Origin of the sequence: Nocardia vermiculata NBRC 100427 (assembly GCF_001613265.1) — a bacterium.
Lineage (GTDB): Bacteria > Actinomycetota > Actinomycetes > Mycobacteriales > Mycobacteriaceae > Nocardia > Nocardia vermiculata.
Map to the genome: position 1 here is coordinate 1 of NZ_BDCA01000063.1, position 3216 is coordinate 3216.

Consider the following 3216-nt stretch of genomic DNA (forward strand, 5'->3'; position numbering starts at 1 on the left):
TGCTACCTCTCGACCACCACGCCGAGTCCGGCCTCGACGCGGCACTGGACGCGGTTCGTGACCGCTTCGGTGCCGGAACCGTCACCCGTGCGGCCCTACTCGGCCGTGGTGAGGGATTGTCGGTTCCGCTGCTACCGGACTGACCGCGGTGCCGGAACGAGCGCAAGCCCTCATCGGCGCGGCAGCTTGCCCCGCGCCACCAGATCGTCGAACAGGATGCGATCCACCGGTGGCACCGCATCGCGGTCAGCGTAGGTGAACCACGCGATTTCGGCGATCTCACTACTCGGCGTGAGCGTCCCGGTGTACTCGGCGGTGTAGCAGCCCATTCGCACGGCAACCGGCTCATCGCCGGGTACATCGGCCTGATAGGTCCCGACATGCAGGATCGAGCCGGGAAGCAGCGTGACGGTGAGTTCCTCGGCGATCTCGCGGATCAGCGTCTGCCGATCGGTCTCGGCGCCTTCCCGTTTCCCGCCGGGAATGTAGAACTCGTGCTTGTCGCGGGGCCGCGCGCACAGGATCCGGCCCTCATCGATCAGCACCCAGGCGACGGTGTCGATCAGGCGCCGCGACGATTCGATCCGCATCCGCGCAGCCTACCGGGCAGTCGGCGTGTGCCCGGGCCACGGTGGGCGGCCCGGGCACACGTGATAGACAGGGGCGAACTCGCGAGTCGGAAGGTGCCGAAGCATGCCGGACAGTACGCACACCGCGAGCCCGGCGACGGTCATCGCCGAGCGTTATCACCGTGGTGGTAGCGCCGGGCATTACGGCGACGGCGCTCGGCTGGCGCTGGTGATCGAGGGTGGCTCGGCCCGCGGCGCCTACTCGCACGGCATGGTGACCGGTCTGGAAGAGCTCGGGCTACTGCGTTGTTTCGACGCGGTCTACGGCGCCTCGGCCGGCGCGCTGAACGCCGCCTGGCTGCTGTGCGGGCGAGCGGCCCGATCACGGCGAGCCTGGTATCCGGACGTGATTCGCCGCGTCATCGCCCCGGCTCGGATCTTGCGTGGCGGGCTCGCGGTCGACACCGGTTTCCTCGTGCACACCGTGTACGAACGCCTCGTCCCGATGGATTTTCCGGCGATCCTCGCCAATCCGGTGACCTTCCACCCGATCGCCACCGATGTCAGCGACGGTCGCGCCGTCGATCTGCACCCGTCCATCCACGACGTGGCATCCCTGCAGCGCGCCCTGCGCGCCACGACCTGTATGCCGGTGCTGGCCGGACGGCCTGTCGCAATGGACGGGAGGCGCTACGTCGACGCCGGCTTGTCGGAATCGGTGCCGGTCGCCACGGCCCGCGCGCAGGGAGCAACCCACATCGTGGTGTTGCGCACCCGCCGGGCGGACGAGATCCCCAGCACTCCGTCGTCGTTCGAACGCCGCGTGGTCGCCCGTGTCCTCGGACCTCGGCTCGCACAGAGCTGGTCGCACCAGTCGGCACAGTTCGTCGTCGACGAGCAGCGGCTGAACACCGATCCCTCGATCCTGCAGATTCGTCCCCCGTCGGACTCCCCCAGCATCGGGCGCGTGGCACGCGATGCGCGGATTCTCCTGCAGGCTCTGGATCTGGGACGAGCGGTGACCGTCGCAACGCTGGGCCGGTGCGTGGAGGGCGGGCAGCAGGCGCCGAGCGAGCGCGACACCGCGGTCTGACGGTCCCTTCGACAGGGCTGGGCGGCGCCGGCGGTTCGCGGTCGAATCCGGCACATTGAGGTCGGCAACTGTCCTCTACACCGTGGATGCTCGTCGTATGCCTGACAGTTCCGCAGCAATTACCCCGTTTCGTATCGATGTGCCGCAGGCCGATCTCGACGAGCTCTCGGATCGGCTCGCCCACAGCCGGTGGCCCGATGCGTTACCGGGTGTGGGCTGGTCCTACGGTGTGGACCGGGAGTATCTGATCGAGCTGGCCGAGTACTGGCGCACCGGTTACAGCTGGCGCACCCAGGAAGACCGGCTCAACTCGCTGCCTCAGTTCTGTACCGAAATCGACGGCCAGAACATACATTTCATCCATCTGCGGTCGCCGGAGCCGGACGCGACCCCACTGATCCTGACCCACGGCTGGCCCAGCACGCCTGCCGACTTCCTCGGCATCCTCGGTCCCCTGACCGATCCGCGCTCCCACGGTGGCGATCCCGGTGATGCCTTCCACGTGGTGGCACCGTCTGTTCCGGGCTTCGGCTTCTCCGGCCCCACCCTCGACACCGGCTGGGATGTGGAACGAATCGCTCGGGCATGGGCGGAATTGATGACTCGGCTGGGCTATGAACGCTACGGCGCCCAAGGAGGTGATTACGGCAGTCTCATCTCCCCCGCGCTGGGCCGGACAGCGCCGGACCGGGTCATGGGTGTCCACGTGAACGCCCTCGCCAGTGCCGCCACCGCCTCCGGCGACGAACTCGACCGACTGTCCGAACCGGACCGGGCGAAAGCCGCGGCCAACGAGAGGTGGTGGTACCAGCACAACGGCTACGCGACTCAGATGGCGTTACGACCGCAGACCCTCACCTACGCACTCAACGACTCCCCCGCCGGGCAGTTGGCGTGGAACCTGGAATGGTTCGTGGACTGGGATCCGACGGCCACCGATCAGGCTCCGATCGACCGTGATGCGATCCTCACCGATGTCACGACCCTCTGGCTGACCGGCACCGCCGGCTCGGCCGCCCGGATCTACCGTGAATCCCTGTCCGCCTGGGGCCGCAAACCCGCCCCCTCCGGTGTACCCACCGCGGTGGCCAACTTCCGGGGTGATCGTGCGGTGCGCGGGCTCGCCGAGCAGGCGCATACCGTGGTGCGCTGGAACCATTACCCGGTAGGCGGTCACTTCGCCTCGTTGCAGGCTCCGGCCGAACTCGTCATCGACATCCGAGAGTTCTTCCGTTCTGTCGGCTCCTGCTGATCGCCCGGACTTCGTTCGCAGGCAATTCAGGCGGTATGAACGGGGTGCGATTCATCCACCTGAATTGTCGCATTCGTCCATTTCCGACAATTTCTTCCGAAAACCACTCTGAAATGCGGGAACCGGTACGGCCGGGACCGCTTTCCGCGGCTACTCGTTTTATTAGTTAGCACGTAACAACTATATTGAAGTGCGGATACCGTCCGATTACCGCTTTATCTGGAGCTACTTTGGAATCCGCACCACCATCCGGGAAACTCGACGTCGGCGATGTCCGGACGATCCAACGGCGCCGCCGCATA

At 66.7% G+C, this 3216-nt stretch carries 3 protein-coding genes; 2 read left to right on the forward strand and 1 reads right to left on the reverse strand.

The features are described 5' to 3' along the window. Window positions 1-170 precede the first annotated feature (170 nt). Window positions 171-590 carry an NUDIX hydrolase gene (locus NV2_RS30405; protein WP_067882377.1) on the reverse strand — a complete coding sequence of 140 codons (420 nt, stop codon included), beginning with the start codon at window positions 588-590 and terminating at the stop codon, window positions 171-173. A 103-nt stretch (window positions 591-693) separates the two neighbouring features. On the opposite strand from NV2_RS30405, the gene NV2_RS30410 reads away from it, so the two are divergent. Together NV2_RS30410 and NV2_RS30415 are read left to right on the forward strand one after the other, a co-directional pair. Continuing rightward, window positions 694-1662: a patatin-like phospholipase family protein gene (locus tag NV2_RS30410; RefSeq protein WP_067882380.1), complete on the forward strand. Its 969-nt coding sequence runs from the start codon at window positions 694-696 to the stop codon at window positions 1660-1662. 97 nt (window positions 1663-1759) lie between these two features. Continuing rightward, window positions 1760-2914 carry an epoxide hydrolase family protein gene (locus NV2_RS30415; protein WP_157103170.1) on the forward strand — a complete coding sequence of 385 codons (1155 nt, stop codon included), beginning with the start codon at window positions 1760-1762 and terminating at the stop codon, window positions 2912-2914. Window positions 2915-3216 lie beyond the last annotated feature (302 nt).